Genomic DNA, 23747 nt, shown 5'->3' on the forward strand with positions numbered 1-23747 from the left:
CGATTAAGGAAAAATCACTCTTTGTAAGTTGTCTCTATTACACCACCTATTTTTATATTCAAATGTTGGCCGCCCAAAACTGAATCTCATCTCCAAATCATTTTCACGACTATATTCAATAGCATCCCTCACATTAACCCATGTAGAAACCGTTCCTAGCGACAGATTTGGATAACTCAAATCCATTCCGCTATTAACATAGTCATAGCAAATCCATTTTTCACATTGTTCTTTAACAATAAATTGCATTGCGCAAGGATTTCCTTCTAACCATAAAACATTACCAAAAGTTATAGAGGGTATTTCTTCAAGAATTTCCTGCATTTCATTTTTATATGCATGTTCATTCCTGCGTTTAAAATAGAGATAATCATAAATATCCGTTAATTCTTTCGGATCATAATGATCAACATTAACAACACTACCCCCACTTCTTATAAAACGATTCAACTCTCTATTTCTGGTTTCTCTTGTTCTTCTAGAGATATCCTTAACCAAACAGATCTGTCTTTTAGAGTTTAATTTATCCGAACAGTTAATAATATTAACTTTATTTTTTGACGACGTAAACTTTGATTTAAATGGAATAATAGATCTAACATCCGATCTAATCGGTAATATTATCTCATCAAAATTAAGTGGATATTTGTTAACTCCTTCTTTAATGACAATTTTCTGCTCACCAGCGAGGTAACGATCTCTCCAGCTACAGATACCACCAATGATATTTCCTGAACCATCTCTTTTTATATAGAATTTCTCATTTAGCTGAAAACGCTTATGGAAAAAGTCCAAGACTTTTGGAGAAGTGATCACACTTCCCCCATATAAATTATAAGCCTCTCGATAATCATCAAAAGAACCTAATTTCCAACCAAAATTCAGTATCATCAGTTAATCCTGTCAGTTTTATTTTCTCAATTATTACGATTTCTTTAACTGGTAATATTCAGCCAATGTCATCCCTTGAACCCGCGGTTTCAAGTAGTTAAATAATCCCTCCAAATCCTGATAAAGACTCTCAATTTGTTCTTCATTTTTAAATGTCGGGCTACCACCAGGCATAAATTCAGATGAATGCAGCATAAATTCAACATAATCACAGCCTTCTGCCAATGTTTGCTGAATAACTTTCTTCATTTGCTCCAGATTACCGCCTTTTGGCCGTAACCAATTAACAGAAGGAGAACGCTGCTTTCCGCGCAAATTATCGTATTTCTGTTTCAGGGAGTTCATCAACGGAGAGTGCTTATATTGGATGCTCATTGGTACTTCCAACAAAGAAGAACGACCTTCTTTGGCGATATCCTGCAAATCCATAAAATAAGCATAAGATGGAAAGTGGCTATAATCAGTCCCACCGTTACCATTAGGATCACCTTTTGTGAAACGCCAATTAACCCGCGGCGTTACCGAACAATCGACTTGATAGCCATATTCCACCAACAATTCAGCATAATACTCATTAAATGCCCAACGACCCGCCCGATGACTTAACATTTTAGTTTGTAGTTTATCTTCTAATAACTGAGTCATTAGACTAACTTTGGCTCTGACTTGTTCTTTTGGAAATTCAATCAGATAAGGTTTATAACGCATATCATCGTCGGTAAGAGGAACAAGTGGTGGATTATTCCAGGCATGTAAATGCATACCGATTTCACCTTGACCTCTGGCAATAATATCTTTGGCAAAGTCAATGTATAAATCATCCATCGCCATCTCATAGTTCGTCAACCAAACCGGTTTAAAACCAAAACGCTCACATAGGCTCTGAAATCTTGGTAAATAATGTGTATTTTCTGTCGATATCTGACTGTGGTTTTGCCACAGATCATCACCTTCAGTATCAATCGTGATTATAAATGCGGGTAAAGTCATTAGAGATGTGCCCAAAACAGACCCAAAATAATGGTTTTATGGTACGCAGGTCAACGATACAGCGCAATTAACTTATCGTTAAAAGAGTGGTTGTGTGTGATTTTATTTGCTCGGAGTAAACAAAGAATTAGCTTATTCAGCGTTACAAAGATAAATATTTTGCCAAAACGATATCTAAATCAAACTTCTTATACATATCCTCTGTGATGACAGGAGGTTGCTGGTAAACAAGCTTCATTTTCTCTGCAAGTGAGCCAACGGTCAGTTCTGATTTATATTTTTCCAGCTCACCAACCATAATTTCATTCACGCCCCCCGGACATGCCACACTGACAATGGGAGTATCGCAAATCAATGATTCAATCAGTACATTACCCAACCCTTCACTGTCAGAACTCAAGACAACCGCTTTAGCTCCACGAATAACAGGTAATGGATTTTCAAGGAATCCGGTTAAGATGACTTTAGATTGTAAGTTTAAATCCACAATCTTTTGTTTTATTTGTTGAGTAATCGATTCGTCTCCATGCCCAACAATCAATAAGTTACATGGCAGAGCTGCTTTCGCAAAAGCCTCCAATAAACGATCATGTCGCTTAACTTGGTGAAATCGTCCAACATGTAATAAATACGTTTCATCCGAATAAGGGTTCTTTTGCAAAGATTTTTCTTTAATGTCAGGAATGTTGAAAGGATTATAAATTGTCACCATTTTCTTAGCCATCAGTGACAGATTAATTGCTAAATCTTTCCCGACGGCATCAGAGACACAAACTAGATTCCGATTATTATATGTCCATTTAATTTTCTGTTTCTTTATCCAACGGGGTAATCCGCTTTTATTGCCAAGATACGAACTTGAGAATACCCCATGAATACAAAACCACACGTTTAATCCCGCCAGTACCTTTGATTTCACGACAATGCGATCGGTTTTATGCAAATTTGATACAATCAATAAGGGAATTCCCTTCCGAAGAAATATTTTTTCTAAAGCTTTATCCATAGATTTAGCCCTACGGCAAATCTCAGTCTGTCTTCTAAAAGGCCCATTGTACTCGTCAGCATCAATAACCAGTTCAATACCATCGGGCACTAAATACTCACATTTTTCCGCCAGAGAAAGCAGCGTAATATCATACCCTTTCTGTTGCAGACCATCACAAAGCCGGATAGTGACATTTTCTGCACCTCCACCAGGTAATCCATCAATGATAAATAATATGTGTCCTTTCATGATGAGAGCACCCTTTCGTATAGTCCAATCAGCTGTTGTGATAAATGTTCCGGTGTATAAGGCAGTACCTTAGTTCTCGCTAATTCTGACATTTTATTATTCAAATGATCAGAAGGCGTATTTTGAATCGCTTCTGTAATATCCCGGATATCCAAAGCATCACATATAAACCCGTTACTTCCAGAGGTAACAAATTCAGCACCACCGCATGTCGTACTGGTTATAACCGGAAGCCCACAAGCCATTGCCTCCAATATCACATTTGGGAATGGATCATATAAGGTAGGTAACAACAAACCATCTGCAATCTGATAAAAAGGCAGTGTCTTTTTCTGCATACCCATAAACCTGATCCGCTCATTGCACCCCAGAGAATTGGCTAATTGTTTATATTTCTTCTCTTCTTTATCCTGACCCACAACAATTAAATATGCATCAGTAGCACTAACCGCTTGAATCGCTACTTTTAGCCCCTTTCGCTCAAACCCGGAACCAACATAAACGAAACATTTCGCCTGTCGGGGAAGATCATATTCTTTCCTTAACAGCATTCTCTGAGATTCTATTGCCGGGAAAAATTGATTATGGTTTATCGCATTATAAATAACTGCTATTTTTTTCTCCGAAAGCCCAAAATCTGCCATGACCTCCCGTTTTACCATTTCCGAGTTACAAATAACCATTTTTAGTTCTGGGGCCGAATACATCTTTTGTTCAGCATCCATAACATAACGATGATAACGACTCGCAAAAAGTAATTTGCCTCGCCAGGAGGATAAAACCCGGGCACGCTGCTGCAACCACCGCTGATGAACACCATCACCCGCACGGTAAATATCGCAACCAGCAATGCGTTCGTGACTTTGAACAAGATCAAATTGTTCTTTTTCCCATACTGCTCTGGCCGCTTTAGCAAATCCTCTCTCACGGCTGATTCTTCCCCATTTATGAGGATTTGCTAAATGAACACACCAGTCAGGGCTAATGTCTCCCTGCCAGGAACGCGTAATAACATTGAGCTCCAGATTTTCATTACCTAAAGCGGCTAAGGCGCGGGAGACAAAACGTTCTGCACCACCATCCGAGCGATATTTCTGCCGAACAATCGCAAGACGTACTGATTTCATAATAAATTTCTCCGGGCAGCAGCAATAACTACATCACTGGGAATGACATTCAGATAACGTATGCCCGTTTTAGTGTCAACATCATCAGGATCAGGTAAATCGCCATAATCACCAGCCCAAATTACTTCACCCTTTGCTTCCCATGGGTGCCAGAATACTAACTTTGATGGCCCAAATAAAGCAATACAAGGTGTTTTCAATGCTGCGGCCATATGCATAGAAATAGAGTCTACCCCTATGAATAAATTAGCTTCATCAATCAGCGCTGCAAGTTGAGGCAAGGTTAATAGGCCAGCAAAAGAAATAACTCTTTCTTTTGGGCAGCTTGATAAAATAGTCTCGACCATATCTTCTTCCTTACGATCTGGCCCGGAGGTAACAACAATTGTCCAACCATCAGACTGTAATGCACTAATCGTTTCACCCATCTTTTTCTCATCCCAACATTTGAAAAACCAGCGGGATGTTGGCTGTACAACAATATATTTTTGACTGACCCCATACTGCTCAAGAAATGCTCGGACAGTTTCTCTATCCTCCTGATGGTAACTCATGGTCACTTTAGTACTGATCGATGGAAGATTTAACAGCGAAAGAGTTGACAAGTTTTGCTCAACAATATGCAAAAATTCACTATGCGCTGTCAGTACCAGATTTGTGAAGCATCTTTTCCAAAACAGGCTTTGTCGCTTTGCTAAATCAAATCCAATACGTACTCTGGCACCAGTAAATCGTGTCACAAACGCACTATACCATTGATCAGAGAGATTAATAACTATGTCATATTTACGATTCCTTAATTGTTTAAGTAATCTCCATTCATGACTAAAATGTGCTCTGGTTCCTTGCTTCTTCCATTGCCTATCCATAGAAAATATATTTGCCACAAAAGAAAAGTTGGCTAGTATCGGTTCTGTCTCTTTGTAGAGTAAAACATCAATTTCTACTGAGAGATAATTATCCTTCAGAGTATTAATAACAGGTGTAACTAATAGTACATCACCATGATGTCGTAACTTTATTATCAGAATACGGCTAAATCGAGTTGGTAATTTACTCATGGCATTCCCAGTATAAAGGCACAGATAATAAGGAAAAAGCTGTCTCTATATGTGCGGAAGCTGCAAGAAACCCCCTGCTACTTTTATATATAATAGAAGCATAATTTTACCCAAAAAACCTAATTTACCGTTCTTATTCTGTTCAGATTCTAGAAGCCATACGCATTTTCATACTTTCTTTGAAGCAGTGTGATACTATTGACGCTAATTTATATAAATGAATTTGATAGAATGTTACTGCGTTTATATCAGGTACTTCTCTACCTTATCCAACCTCTGATTTGGTTGCGTTTATTACTTCGCAGCCGCAAGGCTCCTGCTTACCGTAAACGTTGGGGTGAACGTTATGGTTTCTGTGCCGGTAAAGTTGCCGCTGGCGGCATTCTGCTTCACTCAGTGTCCGTCGGTGAGACATTGGCGGCAATCCCTTTAGTTAGAGCTTTACGCCATCATTACCCTTTTTTACCGATTACAGTGACGACGATGACACCAACGGGTTCAGAAAGGGTACTCTCCGCGTTGGGAAATGATGTCAATCACGTCTATTTGCCATACGATCTTCCCGGCTCCATGGAGCGTTTTCTCAATCAAGTTAATCCAAAGTTAGTCATCATTATGGAAACAGAACTTTGGCCTAATCTGATTTTTCAACTCCATCGACGTAACATTCCTCTGGTTATTGCTAATGCCCGTTTATCTGTACGTTCAGCGGCGGGATACCAGAAAATAGGTAATTTCGTAAAAACAATTTTACAAAAAATTACCCTGATTGCGGCTCAGAATCAGGAAGATAGCGAACGTTTTATTGAACTGGGTTTGAAACGCTCTCAACTGGCTGTCACCGGTAGTTTGAAATTCGATATCTCAGTAACACCTGAATTGGCAGCTAAAGCCGTGACATTACGACGCCAATGGGCTGCTCGCCGTCCTGTCTGGATAGCAACCAGTACTCATGATGGAGAAGAGAGCATTATTCTGGATGCTCATTGCAAGTTACTAAAACAATGCCCAAATCTGCTGCTGATCCTGGTGCCACGCCATCCTGAACGTTTTGCTAAAGCTGAAGAATTAACAAAGAAAGCCGGGCTAAGTTATATTCTTCGTAGCTCCGATAAAATTCCTGACGCTAATATTCAGGTTGTTATCGGCGATACGATGGGTGAGTTGATGCTGCTCTATGGTATTGCCGATCTGGCTTTTGTCGGTGGCAGCCTGGTTGAACGCGGTGGGCATAATCCACTGGAAGCCGCAGCTCATGCCATTCCCGTGTTGATGGGCCCACATACCTTTAACTTTAAAGATATCTGCGCCAAACTGGATCAGGCTAATGGTCTGATTACCGTTACGGATAGTCAGACTTTATTTAATGAAATCAAAAGCTTGCTGACTGATGAAGATTATCGTCTGTACTATGGCCGTCACGCAGCAGAAGTGTTACATGAAAATCAGGGAGCACTTCAACGTCTGCTTAAATTACTGGCACCCTATCTCCCGCCTCGGAGCCACTAAATGAATGAGAGAAAGCGCCTTTCCGTTGTCATGATTGCCAAGAACTCAGCAGATTTGATAGCAGATTGCCTGGCCTCAGTCAGTTGGGCTGATGAGATCATTGTGCTTGATTCCGGCAGTTCAGACGATACCTGCCAGATAGCACAGGCAATGGGGGCAAAAGTATTCTCTAATATTCACTGGCCGGGGTTTGGTCGTCAGCGTCAACTGGCTCAACAATATGCTTCTGGCGATTATATTTTTATGATTGATACCGATGAGCGTGTGACGCCAGAACTGAGAGTATCCATAGAGCAGGTTCTGGCACATACTGATGACAATAAAGTCTATAGTTGCGCCCGCCGGAATCTGTTTCTTGGCCGCTTTATGCAACACAGCGGCTGGTACCCGGATCGGGTTATTCGCCTCTACACCCGCAATCGTTATCAATACAATGATAATCAGGTTCATGAATCCCTTGAAACTCATGGAGTCCCAGTTGTTATTTTGCAAGGGGATTTACTCCATCTTACTTGCCGTAATCTGATGGAGTTTCAGACAAAACAACTGAATTACGCTAAAGCATGGGCAAAACAGCGTCATGAACAAGGTAAACAGTGCAGTTATTTTTCGATTTTCAGTCATACTTTTGGCGCTTTTTTTAAAACTTGGCTGTTGCGTGCTGGTTTTCTTGATGGTAAACAGGGATTAGTACTGGCTATCGTTAACGCTCAATATACATTTAATAAGTATGTCGCGTTGTGGGAAAAGAGATTGCAAAAGGGTAAAAATTGATGACAACCAAAGCTATTTATCCAGGAACGTTTGATCCTGTTACCTACGGGCATATTGATATCGTTACCCGCGCTGCAAATATGTTTGACCATGTTTTATTTGCTATCGCCAATAGTGCCAGAAAGAACCCAATGTTTACTCTGGATGAGCGCGTTACCCTGACGAAAGAGGTGACCTCACATCTGGACAATGTAGAAGTGGTCGGTTTTTGTGAATTGATGGCTAATTTCGCCAAAAAACAACAAGTCAATGTTCTTATTCGGGGTCTTCGTTCAGTATCTGATTTTGAGTATGAATGGCAGCTCGCCAATATGAACCACCACTTTATGCCTGAATTAGAAAGTGTCTTTTTACTGCCATCACAAAATCTCTCGTTTGTATCTTCATCCTTGATTAAAGATGTTGCCCGCCACGATGGCGATATTTCATCATTCCTGCCAGAACCTGTTGCACAAGCCATGCTAAAAAAACTCGGTAAGTAATTTACTGAGCTTACTGGGAGCGCGCGCAGTAGGATCTCTCCCCATGCTACGCCTCCCCCAAGTCTCCGGTAGCAACTAAAACTGACAGCGACGACAAAAGAAAGTACTGCGCTGCCCAAGTTTAATACTTTCTATTTTCTCACCACAAATCCGGCATGGTTCTCCTGCTCTGCCATAAACAAACAGTTCCTGAGCAAAATACCCCGGTTTACCATCAGATTGCAGGAAATCCCTGAGTGTTGTCCCCCCCTGCTCAATAGATCGTTGCAAGACCTTTTTAATCGTTTCTGCTAGTAAATTTGCCTCACGTTCAGTTAATGTATGTGCCGGACGATCAGGCCGGATATGAGCAGTAAACAACGCTTCATTTGCATAGATATTACCGACACCGACAACCAGTTTATTATCCATTAACCAGGGCTTAATTAATGTTTTTTTACTACTTGAGCGGGTGTAGAGATAAACACCGTTAAAATCATTAGAAAGTGGTTCAGGCCCCAAATGCGTTAATACTGAGCACTGATTGAGATCATCACTCCATAGCCACGCCCCAAATCGCCTTGGGTCGGTATAACGCAAAACCTTGCCGTCTGCCATCACTAAATCCACATGATCATGTTTCTCCGCAGGGCGTTCTTCCAACAGGATCCGCAAACTACCCGACATGCCCAAATGGACAATAATCCAACCATCCGCCAATTCAATCAGCAAATATTTGGCCCGGCGTTGAACACTGAGCACAAGCTGATCACTCAGCTTCATAATTTCTTCCGCTACCGGCCAGCGTAGCCTCCCATTCCGGACTACCGCATGTTGGATCACGTTTCCTACCAGATGTGGTTCTATTCCTCTCCGGCTGGTTTCTACCTCTGGCAGTTCTGGCATGATAATAACTCCTGTATTATGTCTGTTTGTTTCAACTCTATTGCATCTCAGCAGATTAAGATAATCTTTTCATGTATCATTTCCAACCAAGTTCAACAGAAATGAAAACAGATGGATGAATATGTTTACTCTTAAAAATTGTAATAAAAAATCATTATGGAATTTATCCCTTATTGGGATTTATATCATTCTTGTTTATCTACCTGATATAACAAGATATAAAAATATGATTATTATCCTGATTGGCATTACTGCGCTGACCTATCTGGTAACAGATTTTCGTCAGGTAATGCACGCTATGCGTAATTCGCTATTCCTATCCGTTCTGTTATTCATCTTGGCAATGTTCTATTCAGTCGTGATTTCAGTCGATCCCACATTGAGTTTTCAAGAGATGAATAAACCTATTCTAAATGGATTGCTGCTGTTCAGTTTTACTTTTCCGGTTGTATTGTACAAAGAGAATAAAGAAAGCATTGCCAAGATGATTCTGTTCTCATTCGCCATTGGGATACTGGCAATATGTCTGACTGATATCGGTAGATACATTATTAACTACAATCGGGGTGAAATGCCTTTCACTGGCTATAGCCACCGGGAATTTTCTTATGGTTTTATTTTCTATTTCCCAATATTACTTTGCACCTGGGCATTGTGGAAAAAACACACCTTAGTTAGCTGGCTGATATTGGCTATCGCTTCGGCTATCAGCCTGTTTCTGTTGTTAGGTACCTTAACCCGTGGTGCCTGGGTAGCTGCTGCTGTTATAACGATCTTTATCATCATTATTAATCGAGAATGGAAACTAGTCATAGCAGCAAGTTTAAGCCTTAGTCTCTTAGTTGGAGTTACCCACTTCACTATGACACATAATGCAGATAACAAATTACTATTTAAGCTTACCCAAACAGATAGCAGCTACCGTTATACCAATGGAACTCAAGGAGCTGCTTTTAACCTGATTTTAGAGAATCCAGTTAAAGGTTATGGCTATGGCAATAAAGTCTACCATAAGGTCTACGATGAACGAGTTAATGACTATCCAGGCTGGGTATTTCGCACGTCTATCGGCCCTCATAATATCTTTCTGGCACTGTGGTTTGCTGGTGGAATAATCGGCCTGATCACAACATTGTTGATGACCGTTTCAGCACTGTACACCAGTAGTCATATTATTGGTCATAATGGCGGAATAGTAAGGCAGGCAGGAATTATTCTGCTGACTGGGTTTATCGGACTATTTATTGTCCGTGGTGCCTTTGAAAATACCTATATCAATGAAATAGGTATTTTATTTGGCTTGATGACTGCGCTGTATAAAAAGAAAAGTGACTAGCAAAATATCTCAGCCATATCATCAGTGGCTGTATATAGCCTATCTCTACACCGATTATTATGCAGAAATATCCTTTGATATCGTCTGCATAATAAGCTTGGCCCGTTTATCCCAGTTAAGACGCTCTGTTACCAGCATTTTTGCATAACCGACTTGTGCTTTAACCCTCCCGGCATTGTCTCTCAATAACTGGATTTGTTGAGCAAAACTTTCCGCATTCTCACTGTCAGCAAAACTGACCGCATTTTCATCAACCACATCACGAATAGAAGGAAAATCGGAAATAACCACAGGTTTACCCATCGCCATATACTCAAATAGCTTCAGTGGTGAAGTATAGCGGCTACCAATACTGGTTTTAGTTAATGGCAACAGACAAATATCATTATCTGCAATTATCTGGAAACGCAACTTAGGCTGAATAAATCCAAAAAAATTGACTCGGTCACAAACACCAATCTGTTGAGCAATCAGCTGTAGCTGTTGAATTTGTTCTGGTTCACCACCCGCAATATTCAGCACTGCATTTTCAAGATAACTCATCGCCTTAATCGCCGTCGGAACCCCCTTCCAATGATGCAAACTACCCAGATAAAGAATCTGGGTTGGGAATTCACTCTTAGTTGATGCAAGTTTATTTGATGACATCGACTCTGCTGCCAGCATATCTACACCATCTGGCGCAACAACAATAGATGTATCGACATGATATTCACTGATAATGTCGTCACGCAGTAGCGAAGTCAGAACAAAAACAATCCTGGACTGACTATAAACAAAGTGTTCGGTTTCTCTCAACTTCTGATATTTACGCTGATTTTTATTTCTACCCAAATCATGTGACTCCTTAAATGACTGGGCAAAAATCTCATGACTTTCGAAAAACAGAGGAATTTCTGGGTGTTTACATAATAGATACTTCGCAATTTTCAGATTGCGGGTAAAAACGGCATCTACCTCATTCTTTCTCAACCAGCTGGAAACCTGAAAATAGAACATCTTTTGGGTATTCAACGGAAAATACCATTTACGCCGGATATTGCGTAACGATATCAGTTTAGCTGATGATGATAATGAGCGCCCAAGTATCTCCTCTACGGTATTTTTACCTTCAGGCACAACCAGATAAACATCAGCCCCCTGACGAGCAAACGCATCAACATTTTGCAGAATTTGTAGTGATGCAACCCGATAATCAGGAACCGGGTAGGGATCAATATAGGCGATCTTCATTGTTTATTGCTTTCAGTAAACGATTGGCTGAATGTTCCCAGGTATACATTGTTTCAATCCGCTGGCGAGCTTCTTTTCCCATTCTTTGCCCTCTGTCTGGCTGAGACAATAAAAAATTAACTGCATCGGCAATAGCTGAAGCATCCCCTGGCGTGACCAAAATACCTGACTTATTCTCGTTACCGACAACTTCCGGTATGCCTCCGATATAACTGGCAATAACAGGTCTGCCACACGCCATAGCTTCCGCGATCGTTATTCCAAACGCTTCATCACCAATACTTGGGAAGATCCCCGCATCACCAGCAGCATAATATTCAGGCAATTGATCATGTCCTACAGGTGGGTGAAAAATTACCTGTTTTTCCAGTCGCAGTGCCGCAACCCGTTTTTCCAGATGTTTCAGATCTTCACCCGCTCCGATAATCAGTAACTTAACATCTTTATCTTGTAGCTGAACCATTGCATCAATCGCCACATGCATACCTTTCCAACCAACCAAACGCCCGGCAAAGGTCAGTAAAAATGTTTTATTACTGATTCCAAGATGAGTTCTGACAGCAGAGTCAGCCGGCCTGAATTTATTAATATCAACTCCGTTGTAAATAACCTTTGGGAATTGTTTAAAGTGGTGCTGAATCTGCCAGGCATTAAAATGACTGCATGCCACCCAGGCTGAAATTCGTTTACTCAGCGTTCTGTCACCCTTGAAGAAACTGGTACCGCCGCTCATATAACAAAACTTAGTACGGCTCCCTTTTGGCATCATGCGTGGCCAGAAAAAATCAAATGGCTTAGTCAGAATAATCCAGTCAAAATCTTCAGTAATAACTGTATTACGGGCATGGCGGGCAAACGAGTAACGTTCAATAATACGCTGAAAACGCCGGCCGATATTAATCACGTTCTCTCTGGGAGTGAATGGAAAAGTATGAATCCGTATTGCTCTTCCATTCAGCTCTGGCCGGACATCACCCGTTCCCCCCAAAATATGGATCTCATGACCGGCATCAGTCAGCGCTTTCGCAAGTTCCCAGACTGCCGTCTGAATGCCACCGTAAGACATAGTCACAGTGACATCAACTAAACCTATTTTCATCTGTTTATTACCCTGCTGACTTGGTTGCCAATAATTTCTGAGTTGCCTGCCAGACTTGTTCAACAGATATAGCAGACATCGGATCTTCACGTGTGGCTTGCATATAATGAACAGGATGCTCAATAACTACCAAATGTGCATGTTGTTGAGGTGCTAAAAAACGGCCCGGGTGAAAACTGTGATACATCGCAACCATCGGGATACCTAATGCGCCGGCTAAATGTGTCGGCCCAGTATCAACACCAATGTACAAATCAAGTTTACTCATCATTGCCGCATTCTGTCGCATTGTCAGTCTCCCTACCAACGAAGTACATTTTTCAGCCCCGAGTCTTTCTGCCAGTGATTGAGCAGCAATTTCACCATCCGTGCTGCCTAATAACATAATATGCGAATGCGGATAACCGCGATAAATGCATTGCGCTAATTTATAAAAATGTTCAACCGGCCAGTCACGATAAGCTTTTGCCGGGAAGCTTTGTAACTGAAAACCAATCAGGAGCTTATTATCCAAATGATGCTGCCGCATAAAACCATCAGCAAAATGGAGTTCCTCTTCGCTAACACAATAATTCAACCGCCAATCACTCACCTCAACATCTATCGCATTAGCCAGCATCGCTCGTTCTTGTTGAGCTGGTATCAATATTTCTGGCTTTTTCACTGCCATCCAACCCGATTGCAACGAAGATTCATCTGAAAATGAAACTGTTAAGCCTGATTTGCGTTTTGCATATTGTAATAGCGGTTTATCGTCGCTATATACTAAAGCCAAATCATAATGTTTACCGGTAAACCAACCACACCATTTTGCCTTGCCTTTTGAAAAAGCAGTCAATTTATTGATACCACTTATATTTTCAAGGATCTGTTTGGTTCTTTTATGCGCCATAACATCAATATTCGCACCAGGCCACTTCTGTTTTAAAGCACGAAGAACCGGTGTCACCAGTAAGGTATCACCGAAACGTGCTATGACAATGACCAGAATATTTTTGATTTGCATAAGACAATTATCTGATTAATCTGCTATAAAATTCAACAAAATATACAACAAAGCTTTTTTGTATGCTATCGTTCGGGGCAGGATAATTAAACTACAATCAACTTTATAGCCATTTAATATCAACAAATTACTTTTCGTCCAGAACCATAAATCAAAGGATAGCACCGAGAATAATCTTAAAGAATGTTAATGATTTTTACCTTTAATGCTGTGAAAAAAGATCTTTTCCATTTTATCTAGCATATTATCCACTCCAAATAAAGCAATTGCTCGCTCTAATGAAGAATGACTGAATTGCAAGCGCAGTTCATTATTATGAATCAACAACTCTAAACTTTCTGTCAATAGCTCTGCGTTTCTGGGTTCCACGATATAACCCGTTTCACCATCAACTACCGCTTCGGTAATCGCGCCAACCGAGGTTGATACAACAGGTATCCCACACGCCATTGCCTGCATAATCCCTTGTGGCACGCCTTCATTACCAAAAGAAGGTAATGCAAATAAATCCATCGCATTCAGGCAATCAGGAACATCCTGACGGTTACCTAAAAAAATGACACTATCCGACAAACCTTCCCGCTTCACCAACGGTTCCAGTGATTTACGTTGTGGACCATCACCAACAAACAGAAGCTGCCAGTCAGGATATTTCTGGTGCAGAACTTTCCAACTTTCTAACAGATAACGATGCCCTTTCCAGGTTCTCATCGTCGCAACAACACCTAATGTCGGTTTATCCTGAATACCAATCCGCTGACGGCAAACTTGCTTATCTTCCGGTCGGAAACGATCTAAATTGATACCGGTGGGTACTGATGTCATATGTTGTAATGGATAACGATTATTAGCATGCAAATGCTGACGTAGTTTTTCACCTGTAGTCGCAATATGCCGGCACGCTTTCAGATACAACCAGCGGGTTGTCATTGAATTAGAAACCTGGGTTGAGACATGCCGGGTTCTGACCATCGGCGGCATATGCCTCAACGTTGTACAAGCCAAAGCAATCAACCATGAATCTGTCGAACTGTGTGTATTAATAATGTCAAACTGACGGCCTTCTTTTTTCAACCAGTTACGCATAGCAAGAAAGCTGGACCGCCGTTTTTTCTCAATAGGCAAAGCTACAACTGGCACACCATAAGATTTTGCTTCACGGTAGATGTTAGAATTTGGACAGCAAACAATAACCACCTTGTGCCCACGTTTTATCATTCCCTGGGATTCCGTCAAAATACGGATTTCCTGACCGCCCCAACCACAAGAAGATTCCGTATGTAAAATATTTAGTTTTTCTTTAGCCATTTCGGCTCCATATCCAGCCTGCCGGAAGACGTTAGTATAGCGAAACAACATTTTACGTCTATGAATAACCGGATATATATGAAACGTTGAGAAGAATGAGTGAATATCGACTATAAAACCTATAGGCAACAAAAAACCCGGCTAAGCCGGGTTTTTTATCAAATCAGCCAAAATTATTTAATCTTAGCTTCTTTGTACATTACATGCTGACGAACAACTGGATCAAACTTTTTCATTTCCAGTTTCTCAGGCATAGTGCGCTTGTTCTTCGTAGTGGTATAAAAGTGACCAGTACCAGCTGAAGAAACTAGCTTGATTTTATCGCGAATACCTTTAGCCATTTTTCAGCTCCTTAGTACTTCTCACCACGGGTACGAAGTTCAGCCAAAACTGCATCGATACCCTTCTTATCAATCACACGCATACCTTTAGCAGATACACGCAGAGTTACAAAGCGTTTCTCGGACTCAACCCAGAAACGGTGGGAATGCAGGTTAGGCAGAAAACGACGCTTAGTCGCATTCAATGCGTGAGAGCGGTTGTTACCACTCATCGGGCGTTTGCCAGTAACTTGGCAGACTCGGGACATGTCTATTCTCCAAAAATCAAATCAGCTCGAGCTTTGTATTGGGTATGGCCGCCTCGTCAGGCTTAGGAGCCCATCTCAGCAAATTCTACTGAAAAGACTCACATTTACTCAGAAAATGTGCTGAGATAGGCTCTTCTCGCCAAACCAAAGATCCTCAAAGGTGGCGTAGTATACGCTCTCAATCGCTGACGCTCAAGTCCCGCACAACTAAAGATCCCCAAGGAGCTTGAAAAAGTTGGCTAAATCCAGCCTCGTTCAGCAAATGAGACACAACATTGCCGGCCAATAACCAGATGATCCAGCACTTGTACACCAACCAAATTGCAGGCATCAATGACTTTGTCTGTAACAATTTTATCAGCCAGGCTAGGCTCCGCATGACCTGATGGGTGATTATGCGCCAAAATAATAGATGAGGCATTTACCTTTATCGCCGATCTGACAATTTCACGAGGATGAACTTCAACTTTATTGATTGTGCCTTTAAACATCTCCTCATGGCAGATGACTTTATTTTGATTATTGAGAAACAACACAACAAATATTTCCCTGTCACGCCCTGATAACAGGTTTTGCAAATACTCTTGAGTCACACTTGGGCTGCTCATAATATCTTCATGAACGAACTGACTGGAGAAAAAACGCTTTGCCAATTCTGCAATAGCCTGCAACTGTGCATATTTGGCTAATCCCATCCCTTTATGAGAACAGAAAGTGTCATAATCAGCAGAGAGTAAATGATACAGAGACCCAAATTCTTTCAGCAAAAATTCAGCCATCTGCAAAACCGGAAGCCCTCTGGTCCCGGTACGCAGAAAAATAGCCAGTAGCTCCGTATCTGTTAAAGAAACTGAACCATATGCCAGCAATTTTTCTCTGGGAGCTAAATTTGAATATATTTCTTCTGTATTTTCAGCAATGCCAACTTCCATATATTCATCTCCCTGCCCTGTTTCATCTGATACAAACAGTATTCCATGCCTTAAAAATAAGGGCGAACATCATATTCATAAGCTGCGTAGCCGCTCGCAAACTTACCCTTTTTCACTATCAAAGTTCAGACTATCCTCAACTCTGTAATCTCTTGTGATAAAATCCAGAACCCTTGCAACTCAATATTCGGACAACCATGATGTCAGGACTTTCCGGCAAACAAATTGTGCTTGGTATTAGCGGAGGGATCGCCGCTTACAAAACTCCCGAACTGGTACGCCGCCTGCGTGATCGCGGCGCACAGGTACGTGTAGTGATGACACCGGCAGCAGAAGCGTTTATTACACCACTGACGTTGCAGGCAGTTTCCGGTTACCCCGTCTCCGACGACCTGTTAGATCCGACAGCAGAAGCTGCTATGGGACATATAGAACTTGGCAAATGGGCTGAGCTCATTATTCTCGCCCCAGCTACGGCGGATTTACTGGCTCGTCTGGTAGTTGGTATGGCAAATGATCTGGTGACAACTGTCTGTCTAGCTTCCCCGGCACCCGTTGCCGTGTTACCCGCGATGAATCAACAAATGTTTCGCGCTCAGGCAACACAACATAATCTCAAGATCCTTGAAGAACGGGGGGTTCTCCTGTGGGGCCCAGACAGCGGCAATCAGGCTTGTGGTGACGTTGGCCTTGGTAGGATGTTGGATCCGATGGCGATTGTTGAACTGGCTGAACAACATTTTCAAGCAAGCCAAGACTTAGCTCACCTAAAACTTGCTATTACCGCCGGACCAACCCGTGAAGCACTAGATCCTGTCCGTTTTATTAGCAATCACAGCTCCGGCAAAATGGGGTTTGCCATCGCCCAAGCCGCAGCAGCGCGGGGTGCAGAAGTCACCCTTATCACAGGCCCCGTTAATTTACCGACCCCTCCGGGTATCAAACGAATCGACATAACCAGCGCCTTGGAAATGAATGAACAAGTACAGGCAGTAGCCGGTTCACAGGACATTTTTATTGGTTGCGCTGCGGTTGCAGATTACCGCGCTAAACAAATTGCCCCAGAAAAAATTAAAAAACAGGGTGAAGAAATTACTTTTACTCTAATTAAAAACCCTGACATTGTTGCCAATGTAGCCACAATGCAAGAAAATCGCCCTTTTGTTGTTGGATTTGCGGCTGAAACCCAGAATGTGGAAGAATACGCACGTAAAAAACTGGACCAAAAACATTTGGATCTGATTTGTGCGAATGATGTATCCCTTACTGGTCACGGCTTTAACAGTGATACTAATGCACTACATTTGTTCTGGCATGAGGGAGATATCCGCTTACCTCATAGTAATAAGTTATTACTCAGCCACCATTTATTAGATGAGATAGTCAGACGCTATGATGAAAAAAATCGACGTTAAAATCCTTGATCCACGTATCGGGCAAGAATTTCCTCTGCCAACTTACGCGACTCCCGGTTCCGCAGGTTTAGATTTACGGGCTTGCCTCGACAACGCGGTAGAACTGGCTCCAGGACAAACTGAACTTCTTCCGACCGGGCTTGCCATTCATATTGGCGATGAGCAACTGGCAGCCGTTATTCTGCCCCGTTCAGGCCTTGGACATAAACATGGTGTCGTTCTGGGTAATCTGGTTGGTTTGATTGATTCCGATTATCAAGGTCAGCTGATGGTTTCGGTCTGGAACCGTGGTGATAAAACTTTCACTATCGAGCCAGGCGAACGTATCGCTCAGATGATTTTTGTACCCGTTGTTCAGACTGAATTCAATCTGGTGGAAGATTTTGAAACCAGCAAAAGAGGCAACGGTGGTTTTGGTCATTCCGGTCGCCAATAAATCTCTGTAAAACCTAATATCATTAACCAATTATCATATTCTTTGCTCAAAATACCCTTGGGCAAAGAGTTGCTGATTTGTTTGTTTTACTGTTCTTAGCAGAGGTCTTGTCAGACATGGCAGAAAACGAAAATACGAAGAAAAAAAACAGGCGCGAGGAGATTTTGCAGGCCCTTGCGCATATGTTGCAATCCAGTGATGGCAGCCAGCGGATCACTACCGCTAAACTGGCCGCCAACGTAGGCGTTTCCGAAGCTGCACTGTACCGGCATTTTCCCAGTAAAACCCGGATGTTTGACAGCTTGATCGAGTTTATTGAAGACACATTAATTTCACGGATTAACCTGATTCTGCAAGACGAAAAGGACACCATTACTCGTATCCGCCTGATATTGGTTCTGATTCTGGGCTTCTCAGAAAAAAACCCAGGTCTGACCCGCATCATGACAGGCCATGCTCTGATGTTTGAACAAAATCGGCTGCAAGGGCGCATAAATCAATTATTTGAACGAATTGAAGTACAGATCCGTCAAGTTTTGAAAGAGAAAAAATTACGTGATGGACAAGGTTTCAGTTATGATGAGTCGTTATTAGCTTCTCAGTTACTGGCGTTTTGTGAAGGGATGCTATCACGCTTTGTTCGCTCAGAATTCCACTATCGTCCAACCCAGGAATTTGAAGCACGCTGGCCATTGCTATTAGCTCAGTTACAATAAGCTATTCTACTACTCACCCCGCCCGTTATTGGGCGAGGGCTTTTTTTAAAGCTTACCTGTCAGATACCGTACTGCTCACGATATGCCTTCACTGCATCCAGGTGATCTTTCATCTCTGGCTGACTATCTAAATAACTAATCAAATCATTCAGGGTAATAATGGAAAACACGTTGCAACCATAATCTCTTTCAACTTCCTGAATTGCCGAGATTTCACCCTTTCCTCGTTCCTGGCGATCAAGACAAATCATCACACCGGCAAGAGTCGCATTATGCTGCTTGATAATCTCCATGGATTCACGGATAGCAGTGCCTGCGGTAATAACATCATCAACCAGAACAACATTTCCTTTAAGTGGACTACCGACCAAAGTGCCACCTTCACCATGATCTTTAGCTTCTTTACGATTAAAACAATATGGCATATCAATATCATGGTGATCTGCCAATGCAACCGCCGTTGTTGTTGCGATTGGAATCCCCTTATAAGCAGGTCCGAACAACAAATCACACTGAATACCGCTATCCAACAATGCTGCCGCGTAAAAACGCCCGATTAACGCCAAATCACGCCCGGTATTAAACAGCCCGGCATTAAAAAAATACGGGCTTTTACGTCCTGATTTCAGGGTAAATTCCCCAAACTTCAATACCTGTTTTTTTAGCGCAAGCTCAATAAATTCGCGCTGATAGGCTTTCATTGGTGTCTCTCCTCTCTCTTAGTTATGATTATCCGCCATACAACAGGCACAAAAAAGGCGACTAATACGTCGCCTGAATCAACTTATTGTTTTAACGCATTTCTCTGCGCTTCAAAAATGTCCTCTAATCCCCCCTTGGCAAGGGACAACAAGGACAACAACTCATCATGACTAAACGGTTCGCCTTCCGCAGTACCTTGCACTTCAATCATCCGGCCATCTTCCATCATCACGACGTTCATATCAGTTTCCGCTGCTGAGTCTTCCACATATTCCAGATCGCAACGGCCTTCACCATCCACAATACCGACAGAGACCGCAGCAACCATGGATTTCAGAGGACTTTCTTTTAGCTTACCCGCTGCAACTATTTTATCCAGCGCATCAACCAGCGCTACACAAGCACCCGTTATAGCCGCTGTACGGGTACCGCCATCAGCCTGAATCACATCACAATCCAGAGTAATGGTATATTCACCCAATTTTTTCAGATCAACAGCGGCGCGCAGCGAACGAGCGATTAAACGCTGGATTTCCATAGTACGCCCCCCCTGTTTTCCTCTGGCTGCTTCACGGGCATTTCGGGTATGAGTAGAACGCGGCAACATGCCATATTCAGCCGTAACCCAACCTTGTCCCTGGCCTTTCAGGAAACGGGGAACTCCTTCTTCAACGGATGCATTACATAACACTTTGGTATCCCCAAACTCCACCAGAACCGAACCTTCTGCATGCTTAGTGTAATTACGGGTTATAGTGATAGGGCGCACTTGCTCTGCCGCTCTTCCTGCTGGGCGCATAGTGTTATCTCCGTTGTTAAATCATTATTGGGGGCGCATTATACGGCCTAACAGGGCTAATGCCTATCCTGCATCTACAACGAGCGTTATAATCCCTTAATCTTTTATTTGAATGAGAACGAATCATGATTCGTAGTATGACTGCTTTTGCACGGCGAGATATCAAAAATGAATGGGGCAATGCGGCTTGGGAACTGCGCTCCGTTAATCAGCGTTATTTAGAGACTTATATCCGCCTGCCAGAACAATTCAGAAGCTTGGAACCGGTGATCCGTGAACGCATTCGTTCCCGTCTGACTCGCGGAAAAGTTGAGTGCAACCTGCGTTTCGAACTGGACTCACGCACTCAAGGCGAACTCATTCTAAATGAAACTTTAGCGAAACAGCTGGTAAATGCGGCGAATTGGGTTAAACAACAGAGTAATGAAGGTAAAATCAATCCTGTTGATATCCTCCGCTGGCCAGGTGTCATGGCAGCGGAAGAGCAGGATTTGGATGCTATCAGTACCCAACTGCTGGAAGAGCTGGAGAAAACACTGGATGCTTTTATTCAAAGCCGAGAAACCGAAGGTACTGCACTTAAGACCATGATTGAACAGCGTCTGGACGCTGTCACCGAAGAAGTCAGTAAAATTCGCCAGCAAATGCCTGAAATCATGCAATGGCAGCGGGAACGCCTGCAAACTAAACTGGAAGAAGCTCAGGTACAGCTCGAAAATAACCGTCTTGAACAGGAGCTGGTCCTGCTGGCTCAACGCCTTGATGTGGCGGAAGAATTAGATCGCCTCGACGCCCATGTTAAAGAAACCCACAATATCCTGAAGAAAAAAGAGGCCGTCGGCCGCCGACTGGATTTTATGATGCAGGAATTCAACCGTGAGTCTAATACTCTGGCATCCAAATCTATTAATGCCGATATCACCAATTCCGCTATTGAATTGAAGGTGCTGATTGAGCAGATGCGGGAGCAGATTCAGAATATTGAGTAACATTTTACAAAGAATCACAAAGTTGCAAAGAACCAGAAAGCTCGTGTAATAGCGAGCTTTTTTAATGGCATAGCCTCACATATACTTTCAGTAAATCTCACAAGCTACAGGAATACCCGATCCCAGCAAAGCAGGAACACTGATTTATCAGGTGCAAAACCGCGCCCACTATGAAGCGTTTTTGAGCTAGCAGCCACTTACTGGGTAGCCATAGGCTCGCAGCCATATCTTTAATGCTACTCGATAATCTTGTTTTCCAAAGGGGCACCTCTCTACGATTATGCTATGGTGGTAAAGACTTTTCTTCAAACGCCACGAAAACGGCGCTAGACCGCGCCCGTACTGGCGTGAAGCCCAATAGCCTGTTTTACACTCAGTGCAACAAATTGTAATAACACATTATGGTGACAACACTATCAAGCTGGACACATCAAATTTATAGCATCCCATACTGCCCTGTTTTACATGTACTTAAATGTATACTTGAAAAAATAGATTACAAAAAAATACATAAAATTAAAGGCAATAAACCACCACCCAATATTCAGATTCGATCATCTTGACGAAATGGCTATACTAAGGAGAGTTTAGATAACACAGAATTCTGAACACGCTCTGGATTATAGTAAAACTTTCTAGATGTCAAAGCCGAGGGATTTATGTCTAACACTATGATAAATAGTCTTCCAGCATTTGATTTATTAATCTCGCCTCCTATAAATGCGGCTCAGACAAGCAGTTTAGAGCTGGCTAAAATGGCTGAATCAATAGAATCATGCTTGGCTGCTTATGGCATTGCGGCCAATGTGGAGCATATATCTCCAGGGCCAATGTATATTCATTTTGATCTGCTTCCAGCATCTGGCATTAAAGTTTCCCAGATTGCTAATTTATCTCACGATATAACACGCTCTCTTTCTGCATCTTCTATACAAGTTGTGCCAGTCATACCGGGCACACCATATATCGGCCTGGATGTACTTAAAAATAGTCGTGATACCGTTTACCTACGTACAGTTCTGGATTGCGCTCAGTTTAGAGAAGTTGATTCTCATCTAGCAATAGCTTTGGGCAAAGATATTTCTGGAAAACCCATCATCACAACTTTGACTTATATGCAACACTTGCTAATCGGGGGAATTACAGGATCTGGTAAGTCTACATTTATTCACTCCATGATTCTTAGCATATTATATAAAGCCACACCAGTAGACGTTCGCTTTATCATGATTGATACGAACATGTTGGAACTTTCTATTTACAAAAAACTACCTCATTTACTGACAAGAATCATTACTAATACAGAAGGGGCTGTTCATACGCTATATTGGTGCATCAGTGAGATGGAACGGCGTTATAAACTAATGTCAGCACTTGGCGTTCGTAGTCTGGTTGAATATAACCGGCGTGTACAGCAAGCAGTAGATCTGAAACACCCTATCCCTAATCCTTTCTGGGTCCCTACTGATGGGGCAAATATGACAATGTTGATGCAATTACCCAATATTGTTGTTGTGATCGATGAGTTTTCCGATTTGATACTTAAAACAGGTAAAGAGGTAGAAACATTACTAATATCTCTCGTCCAGCAAGCTCACATTACAGGTATTCATCTAATACTTGCTACTCGATATATCTCAGTTGATATCATTACCAATCTGATTAAAAGTAATATCCCTACACGAATTGCTTTTTCAGTATTCGATAAAACTGATTCACGTATTATCTCAGGCCAAAATGGCACTGAATTATTGCCCATAGGAGATATGCTTTACATAGCTCCTAACTTGGTTGAGCCACTTCGTTTACATGGTGCTTTAGTACATGAACAGGAAATGTACGCAGTAATACAAGCCTGGCAAACATATGGTCAACCTCAATATATTGAAATTATTCCTGCGAATGATTATGAAGCACTAACGTTTGAAGATGAAGAGCTTGATCCATTGTTTGATCAGGCTGTCATTTTCGTCGTAGAAAAACAACGGGTATCAATATCTGGAGTCCAACGCCAATTTCGAATCGGCTATAACAGGGCTGCGCGTATTATTGAACAAATGGAGACCTCTGGTATCATCAGTATGACTGATAATAATGGCAATCGTAGAGTATTGGTTCCACCACCATAAAAAACAAAGAGTAAGTTACTTCTGCAAAGCACGTTCAATTTTTTTCTTGTTGTATATGTATACCAGTAGCACTATAAAAACTGCAATAGACTCCATCACCTT

At 42.0% G+C, this 23747-nt stretch carries 24 protein-coding genes and 1 pseudogene; 10 read left to right on the forward strand and 15 right to left on the reverse strand.

The features are described from left to right. Positions 1-3 precede the first annotated feature (3 nt). The 5 genes from ACGF7G_RS01425 to rfaQ form a co-directional block, all read right to left on the reverse strand. Positions 4-891, reverse strand: coding sequence for a hypothetical protein (locus ACGF7G_RS01425; protein ID WP_387463063.1), 888 nt, complete (start codon positions 889-891; stop codon positions 4-6). Positions 892-924: 33 nt separating this feature from the next. Beyond that, positions 925-1881 (reverse strand): polysaccharide deacetylase family protein, encoded by a 957-nt coding sequence (locus ACGF7G_RS01430; protein ID WP_387463064.1) that lies wholly within the window; start codon positions 1879-1881, stop codon positions 925-927. A 142-nt stretch (positions 1882-2023) separates the two neighbouring features. Then, positions 2024-3118 (reverse strand): glycosyltransferase, encoded by a 1095-nt coding sequence (locus ACGF7G_RS01435; protein WP_387463065.1) that lies wholly within the window; start codon positions 3116-3118, stop codon positions 2024-2026. Next, on the reverse strand, positions 3115-4245 hold the full coding sequence (locus ACGF7G_RS01440) for a glycosyltransferase family 4 protein (protein WP_133814056.1): 1131 nt from the start codon (positions 4243-4245) through the stop codon (positions 3115-3117). Before ACGF7G_RS01440 ends, ACGF7G_RS01435 begins: the two co-directional genes overlap by 4 nt. Continuing rightward, positions 4242-5306: a putative lipopolysaccharide heptosyltransferase III gene (gene rfaQ / locus ACGF7G_RS01445; RefSeq protein ID WP_387463067.1), complete on the reverse strand. Its 1065-nt coding sequence runs from the start codon at positions 5304-5306 to the stop codon at positions 4242-4244. Before rfaQ ends, ACGF7G_RS01440 begins: the two co-directional genes overlap by 4 nt. 231 nt (positions 5307-5537) lie before the next feature. Between rfaQ and waaA the strand changes: the two genes are divergently transcribed. From waaA to coaD, 3 genes are read left to right on the forward strand one after another with little or no spacing between them, the layout of a single operon-like run. Then, positions 5538-6815 carry a lipid IV(A) 3-deoxy-D-manno-octulosonic acid transferase gene (waaA, locus tag ACGF7G_RS01450; protein ID WP_387463068.1) on the forward strand — a complete coding sequence of 426 codons (1278 nt, stop codon included), beginning with the start codon at positions 5538-5540 and terminating at the stop codon, positions 6813-6815. Next, positions 6816-7589, forward strand: a complete 774-nt coding sequence (locus ACGF7G_RS01455) for a glycosyltransferase family 2 protein (RefSeq protein ID WP_387463070.1) — start codon at positions 6816-6818, stop codon at positions 7587-7589. Then, on the forward strand, positions 7589-8071 hold the full coding sequence (coaD, locus tag ACGF7G_RS01460; protein WP_387463072.1) for a pantetheine-phosphate adenylyltransferase: 483 nt from the start codon (positions 7589-7591) through the stop codon (positions 8069-8071). Before ACGF7G_RS01455 ends, coaD begins: the two co-directional genes overlap by 1 nt. 75 nt (positions 8072-8146) lie before the next feature. On the opposite strand, the gene mutM is transcribed toward coaD, so the two are convergent. After that, a complete protein-coding gene (mutM, locus tag ACGF7G_RS01465; protein ID WP_387463073.1) occupies positions 8147-8956 on the reverse strand; it encodes a bifunctional DNA-formamidopyrimidine glycosylase/DNA-(apurinic or apyrimidinic site) lyase in 810 nt (269 codons plus the stop codon). A gap of 121 nt (positions 8957-9077) precedes the next feature. Here mutM and rfaL point away from each other — a divergent pair, with 121 nt between their 5' ends. Further along, positions 9078-10292, forward strand: coding sequence for an O-antigen ligase RfaL (rfaL, locus tag ACGF7G_RS01470; RefSeq protein ID WP_387463193.1), 1215 nt, complete (start codon positions 9078-9080; stop codon positions 10290-10292). A 57-nt stretch (positions 10293-10349) separates the two neighbouring features. Here the strand turns inward: rfaL and ACGF7G_RS01475 are convergent, their stop codons facing one another. From ACGF7G_RS01475 to radC, 7 genes are all read right to left on the reverse strand, one after another. Further along, entirely contained in the window at positions 10350-11525 is a 1176-nt protein-coding gene (locus ACGF7G_RS01475) for a glycosyltransferase (RefSeq protein ID WP_387463075.1), read from the reverse strand. Then, positions 11506-12624 carry a glycosyltransferase family 4 protein gene (locus ACGF7G_RS01480; protein ID WP_387463076.1) on the reverse strand — a complete coding sequence of 373 codons (1119 nt, stop codon included), beginning with the start codon at positions 12622-12624 and terminating at the stop codon, positions 11506-11508. The genes ACGF7G_RS01475 and ACGF7G_RS01480 overlap by 20 nt, the downstream gene beginning before the upstream one ends. Positions 12625-12631: 7 nt before the next feature. Further along, positions 12632-13630 carry a glycosyltransferase family 9 protein gene (locus ACGF7G_RS01485; RefSeq protein ID WP_387463077.1) on the reverse strand — a complete coding sequence of 333 codons (999 nt, stop codon included), beginning with the start codon at positions 13628-13630 and terminating at the stop codon, positions 12632-12634. 186 nt (positions 13631-13816) lie between these two features. Beyond that, entirely contained in the window at positions 13817-14938 is a 1122-nt protein-coding gene (locus tag ACGF7G_RS01490) for a glycosyltransferase family 4 protein (RefSeq protein ID WP_387463078.1), read from the reverse strand. A 173-nt stretch (positions 14939-15111) separates the two neighbouring features. Continuing rightward, positions 15112-15279 (reverse strand): 50S ribosomal protein L33, encoded by a 168-nt coding sequence (rpmG, locus tag ACGF7G_RS01495; RefSeq protein WP_010847629.1) that lies wholly within the window; start codon positions 15277-15279, stop codon positions 15112-15114. An 11-nt stretch (positions 15280-15290) separates the two neighbouring features. After that, positions 15291-15527: a 50S ribosomal protein L28 gene (gene rpmB, locus ACGF7G_RS01500; RefSeq protein ID WP_004265123.1), complete on the reverse strand. Its 237-nt coding sequence runs from the start codon at positions 15525-15527 to the stop codon at positions 15291-15293. Positions 15528-15766: 239 nt separating this feature from the next. Further along, entirely contained in the window at positions 15767-16459 is a 693-nt protein-coding gene (radC, locus tag ACGF7G_RS01505; protein ID WP_133814067.1) for a DNA repair protein RadC, read from the reverse strand. A 197-nt stretch (positions 16460-16656) separates the two neighbouring features. Between radC and coaBC the strand changes: the two genes are divergently transcribed. The 3 genes from coaBC (at position 16657) to slmA (ending at position 19026) form a co-directional block, all read left to right on the forward strand. Beyond that, positions 16657-17874, forward strand: a complete 1218-nt coding sequence (gene coaBC, locus ACGF7G_RS01510) for a bifunctional phosphopantothenoylcysteine decarboxylase/phosphopantothenate--cysteine ligase CoaBC (protein WP_387463081.1) — start codon at positions 16657-16659, stop codon at positions 17872-17874. After that, complete coding sequence (dut, locus tag ACGF7G_RS01515) at positions 17852-18310, forward strand: dUTP diphosphatase (RefSeq protein WP_387463083.1); 459 nt, start codon at positions 17852-17854, stop codon at positions 18308-18310. The genes coaBC and dut overlap by 23 nt, the downstream gene beginning before the upstream one ends. A gap of 116 nt (positions 18311-18426) precedes the next feature. Then, a complete protein-coding gene (gene slmA, locus ACGF7G_RS01520; RefSeq protein ID WP_387463085.1) occupies positions 18427-19026 on the forward strand; it encodes a nucleoid occlusion factor SlmA in 600 nt (199 codons plus the stop codon). A 59-nt stretch (positions 19027-19085) separates the two neighbouring features. On the opposite strand, the gene pyrE is transcribed toward slmA, so the two are convergent. After that, positions 19086-19727 (reverse strand): orotate phosphoribosyltransferase, encoded by a 642-nt coding sequence (pyrE, locus tag ACGF7G_RS01525; RefSeq protein WP_387463087.1) that lies wholly within the window; start codon positions 19725-19727, stop codon positions 19086-19088. An 83-nt stretch (positions 19728-19810) separates the two neighbouring features. Next, positions 19811-20527 carry a ribonuclease PH gene (gene rph / locus ACGF7G_RS01530; protein WP_387463089.1) on the reverse strand — a complete coding sequence of 239 codons (717 nt, stop codon included), beginning with the start codon at positions 20525-20527 and terminating at the stop codon, positions 19811-19813. 125 nt (positions 20528-20652) lie between these two features. Between rph and ACGF7G_RS01535 the strand changes: the two genes are divergently transcribed. The 3 genes and pseudogenes from ACGF7G_RS01535 to ACGF7G_RS01545 all read left to right on the forward strand — a co-directional run bounded on the left by ACGF7G_RS01535 (position 20653) and on the right by ACGF7G_RS01545 (position 23645). Continuing rightward, the gene (locus ACGF7G_RS01535; protein ID WP_133814072.1) at positions 20653-21516 is read left to right on the forward strand and encodes a YicC/YloC family endoribonuclease; all 864 of its coding nucleotides are present in this window, start codon (positions 20653-20655) and stop codon (positions 21514-21516) included. Positions 21517-21625: 109 nt separating this feature from the next. Continuing rightward, a pseudogene (locus ACGF7G_RS01540) lies at positions 21626-21751 on the forward strand (type II toxin-antitoxin system death-on-curing family toxin); the annotation flags it as partial. A gap of 424 nt (positions 21752-22175) precedes the next feature. Next, positions 22176-23645 carry a DNA translocase FtsK gene (locus tag ACGF7G_RS01545; protein ID WP_387463091.1) on the forward strand — a complete coding sequence of 490 codons (1470 nt, stop codon included), beginning with the start codon at positions 22176-22178 and terminating at the stop codon, positions 23643-23645. Positions 23646-23747 lie beyond the last annotated feature (102 nt).

It is taken from the genome of Photorhabdus sp. RM323S (assembly GCF_042879375.1).
GTDB classification, from domain to species: domain Bacteria; phylum Pseudomonadota; class Gammaproteobacteria; order Enterobacterales; family Enterobacteriaceae; genus Photorhabdus; species Photorhabdus tasmaniensis.